Here is a 3,604-nt window from a genome sequence, read left to right on the forward strand (position 1 = left end):
CCTGACCGAAGACCAGATCCAGCGCATGATCGCCAGCGATCCCGACGCGCCTGAAGCCACCGAGGATCAGCTCGCCCAGGCACGGCCGTTCGCCGAGGTGTTTCCGGCGTTGGCCGAGGCCATGCGCAAGAATGCCGGGGGGCGTCCGAAAGCGGACAACCCGAAGGTCGCCGTATCCTTGCGTCTGGACCAGGACGTGGTGGCCCGGTTCAAGGCCAGTGGTCCAGGCTGGCAGACCCGGATGAACCGTGCCTTGCGTGAGGCGGCCGGGCTGTAACCAGAAGGCGGAAAGCCCTCAGGCCCAACGAACGACAGTGAGAAGTGCGCACTTATGCAAACCTGCGGTTTGCGTGCGGTCTCCCGGGGGCAAGCGCCCCCCGCCGACAGCGACCCCGGTCCTCGCGATGCGAGGAGGCAGGAGGCTCGCCCGGCACCCACCCCGGCCACCCTGCGCGGTTGGATCACGTCCAGGGGCCCGGCCCTGTGGCGGCGCGGCCGCGCCGGCCCTCGTCCTCGCCTGCCTCGCCGCGCGCTGCCATGCGCGAGCCCGGCCCCTGCGGCACTCGAAGAGCGCTCGGTGGCGGGCCCGAGCCCTACAGTCCCGTGGCGGCCTTGCGCTTTGCGTCGCGCAGGCCGTCAGCAACAGCAGCGCGGTTCCGGTGACGACAGCCACATCGGCCAGGTTGAAGGCGGGCCAGTGGTAGGCGGCCAGATGGAAGTCGAGGAAGTCTGTCACCGCCCCGTGCCGCGCCCGGTCGAGGATGTTGGACAGCGCGCCGCCGATCACCAGGCCGAGGGCCAGGCTCAGCACCCGGCCGTGCGCCCGCCACAGCCAAGCCAGCAGGACCGCCACGATGGTGACGCCCAAGGCCGCCAGCGCCCACCAGGGCGCCACGCCGCCCAGCATCCCGAAGCTGACGCCCTCGTTGCGCACAAGCACGAGGTTGAGCACCGGCAAGACCTCAACGCCTTGCGCCAGGGCCGTGGAGCCCAGAGCCAACGCCTTGGTGCTCTGGTCGAGCGCGAAGACCGCCGCCGCGCAACCCAGGCCGATGAGGCGACCGTTCACCGGGCCTCGCGCAGATCGGCCCGCGCGTCCCGGATGATCGACCAGGAGGAGTGCAGGAACAGGCCCGCGATCACCAGCGCGACCACGAGGTCGGGCCAGATCGTGCCGGTCCAGGCCACAAGCCCCGCCGCGACCACGACCGCAGCGTTGCCGATGGCGTCGTTGCGGGAGAACAGCCAGACCGCCCGCACGTTGGCGTCCCCCGTCCGGTGCGGGATCAAGACGGCGGCGGCCAGGACGTTCACGACCAGGGCCACGATCCCGAACAGGCCCATCAGCTCGGCCTCGGGCGGTAACTGGACGATCATGCGGTAGATGGTGGAAGCGACGACGCCCAGGCCGAGCAGCCCCAGGAAGAGGCCCTGGATGAGCGCGGAGCGGGCCCGCCACAGCAGGCTCCAGCCGATGGCCAGGAGGCCCAGGAAGGTGATGAGTCCGTCGCCTAGGAAGTCGAGCGCGTCGGCCTTGAGCGCCTGGGAGCCTGCGAGGAAGCCGCCCACGATCTCGACCAGGCCGTAGCCCAAGTTCAGGCCCACCACGATCCAGAGCGCCCGCTTGTAGGCGGGGGTGATGTGGGAGAGGTCCTTGGGCAGCTCGTCGTCGTCACCGGCCCCGGAAGCGGCCCTGGGGACGTCCAGGCGGTCGAGCTGGTAGCCGATCCCGGTCACGGCCCGCTCCACCTCCGCCAGCCGCCCGGGCTGGGCCCGCAGGGTCATGATCTGGGTGGCGGTCGAGACCTTCACGTCCTTGACGCCCACGCCGCGCGCCGCCTTCTCGATCTTGGCTGCGCAGGAGGCGCAGTCCATGCCGGTGACGCGGTAGCGGATCGGCTCGGCGGTGCTGATGGAATCTGTCGCGCTCATGGCCTATGTTCCCGTGATGTGACCGGCGAAGTATCACTGGCGGCTGATATGTCAAACGACACCGACCTGCAAGAACGGGTGACGCCCGGGACCTTGGCGGAGCGCGCGAAGCTCTTCCGGGGCCTCGCGGACCCGTCGCGCCTGGCGATCCTGGAGGCCCTGCGGCTGGGGCCGCTGTCGGTGGGCCAGATCGTGGCCGCGACCGGCCTGAGCCAGCCGAATGCCTCGAACCATCTGCGCTGCCTGAGCGAGTGCGGGCTGGTCGCGGGCGAGGCGCGCGGGCGCTTCGTGGACTACCGCCTGGCCGACCTCCGCATCGACGAGCTGCTGGCCTTGGCGACTGAGCTACTGGACGGCCCGGCTCGGGGCGTTGATGCGTGCAAGAGCTATCGCGCCAGCCCATAGGCGCGCCAATCGTGATTTACGCACGGCCTGGCGCGCTGTGGCGGATCAGGGACTTGCCCTGTGCAGAATTCACGCGCGAAAGGCTGGCCACGGAGATGTCCTTGTCCAGCTCGTGCCAACGCAGTCCGCGTCCGGCACGCCTCACCCTCCTCCCCACAGCCGCCACCTGCCCTGACGGACAGGAGGCGTAGGCAGCAGCCCGGCAATTCGGCTTTCGGCTCGGTCCAAGCGGGTGCGCAGGTCGTCGATGGTGGCTTGCATCTGCTCGCGCTCCCGATTGCGCTCCTCCCGCTCGCGGTCGCGCTCGCGTTCGGCCATCTCAAGCTGTATCCGCAGGGTTCCGTCCCGTTCGCTCTCGGGTTGCGTCGCGTTCGATGTTGTTGGTTGCGGAACAGGTGCGGGGAACACCCGGTAGAGTTCCGCCGGGTCGATCTGGTAGCTACCATCCTCGCACCGAGTGGCCGATAGCCTTCCCTCCTTAATGGCGCGACTGAGGGTGGACTTTGACCGATTCACCTCTTTTGCGGCCGCAGAAAGAGACAGTTGCACGGGGTTCCTCATGGGGTTGCGCAGCGCGTCATGGGGCGGGTTGCGGTGCGTTCGCGCAACCCCTGCTTCGCTCTTACACCCTCCCGACCTTAGCGCAGAAGTCGCTGAACAACTTTTCGATGTTGATGGCATTACGGGCGATGCCGCGTTCCTTGAGGAAGCGGCGGAAGTTGGCAGCGATGAGGCTGTCGTCCATGTTGCAGCCCGCCGCACGCTTGAGGTCGCGCCAGCGGGGGCTGTAGGCGATGCCGCCGGTTTCGGGGAACTCGGCCGCAACCCCCTCGGCCGTGCCGTCCCGGCGCGCCCTCCGGCCGATCTGCGAGGCAGACAGTTCGCGCTTGGCCTCGGATGGATCGTCCTTCACGGCCCAGGCAATCTCGATGCTGGCGACGGTGCGGCCGACCTTGCGAGGGGTGGCGGTCAGGGTCAGCCGGGAAAGCTGATTGATCTCGGCAATCGCGGGCTGGATCGCCCGGCTGTTGAAATGCGAGAACCGTTCCAGTTTGCCCGGCTCCACCCCGAGAACGGACCGCAACTCGGCCACGGTGAAGGTCTTGATGGCAACCTGATCCAGCTTGGCCAGACTGGCGATGTGCTGGAACAGCAGCAGCGAGTACTTGCTGCCCAGGTGAAACACCGTCTGGCGATCAAGGATCGCCCAGTGGTTCGAGGCCGCGGCAGCACGGGTGAACATCCGTGAGAAATACCAGCTGATGAC

The 3,604-nt window shown here is 68.4% G+C and carries 6 protein-coding genes; 2 read left to right on the top strand and 4 right to left on the bottom strand.

All coding sequences use genetic code 11. The features are described from left to right. The first annotated feature begins 1 nt into the window (after position 1). Positions 2-277, top strand: a complete 276-nt coding sequence (locus CK240_RS17160) for a BrnA antitoxin family protein (protein ID WP_135058894.1) — start codon at positions 2-4, stop codon at positions 275-277. 18 nt (positions 278-295) lie between these two features. Here the strand turns inward: CK240_RS17160 and lspA are convergent, their stop codons facing one another. Together lspA and CK240_RS17170 are read right to left on the bottom strand one after the other, a co-directional pair. After that, on the bottom strand, positions 296-1,069 hold the full coding sequence (gene lspA / locus CK240_RS19630) for a signal peptidase II (protein ID WP_095641495.1): 774 nt from the start codon (positions 1,067-1,069) through the stop codon (positions 296-298). After that, the gene (locus tag CK240_RS17170) at positions 1,066-1,932 is read right to left on the bottom strand and encodes a cation diffusion facilitator family transporter (RefSeq protein WP_095641496.1); all 867 of its coding nucleotides are present in this window, start codon (positions 1,930-1,932) and stop codon (positions 1,066-1,068) included. Before CK240_RS17170 ends, lspA begins: the two co-directional genes overlap by 4 nt. A 48-nt stretch (positions 1,933-1,980) precedes the next feature. Here CK240_RS17170 and CK240_RS17175 point away from each other — a divergent pair, with 48 nt between their 5' ends. Further along, entirely contained in the window at positions 1,981-2,337 is a 357-nt protein-coding gene (locus tag CK240_RS17175; RefSeq protein ID WP_095641497.1) for an ArsR/SmtB family transcription factor, read from the top strand. A 141-nt stretch (positions 2,338-2,478) separates the two neighbouring features. Here CK240_RS17175 and CK240_RS18415 read toward each other — a convergent pair whose 3' ends face one another. Both CK240_RS18415 and CK240_RS17180 read right to left on the bottom strand, forming a co-directional pair. Continuing rightward, positions 2,479-2,886, bottom strand: a complete 408-nt coding sequence (locus CK240_RS18415; protein ID WP_135058895.1) for a hypothetical protein — start codon at positions 2,884-2,886, stop codon at positions 2,479-2,481. A gap of 73 nt (positions 2,887-2,959) precedes the next feature. Beyond that, positions 2,960-3,604, bottom strand: a 645-nt coding sequence (locus tag CK240_RS17180; protein ID WP_205957904.1) for a replication initiation protein, incomplete at its 5' end; no start/stop codon positions are given.

The organism is Paracoccus salipaludis (assembly GCF_002287065.1).
GTDB lineage: Bacteria > Pseudomonadota > Alphaproteobacteria > Rhodobacterales > Rhodobacteraceae > Paracoccus > Paracoccus salipaludis.

What these genes read in the sequence shown, in the direction of transcription:
- CK240_RS17170 (WP_095641496.1), bottom strand. Translation starts at nt 1,932, where the DNA reads ATGAGCGCGACAGATTCCATCAGCACCGCCGAGCCGATCCGCTACCGC.
- CK240_RS17175 (WP_095641497.1), top strand. Translation starts at nt 1,981, where the DNA reads ATGTCAAACGACACCGACCTGCAAGAACGGGTGACGCCCGGGACCTTG.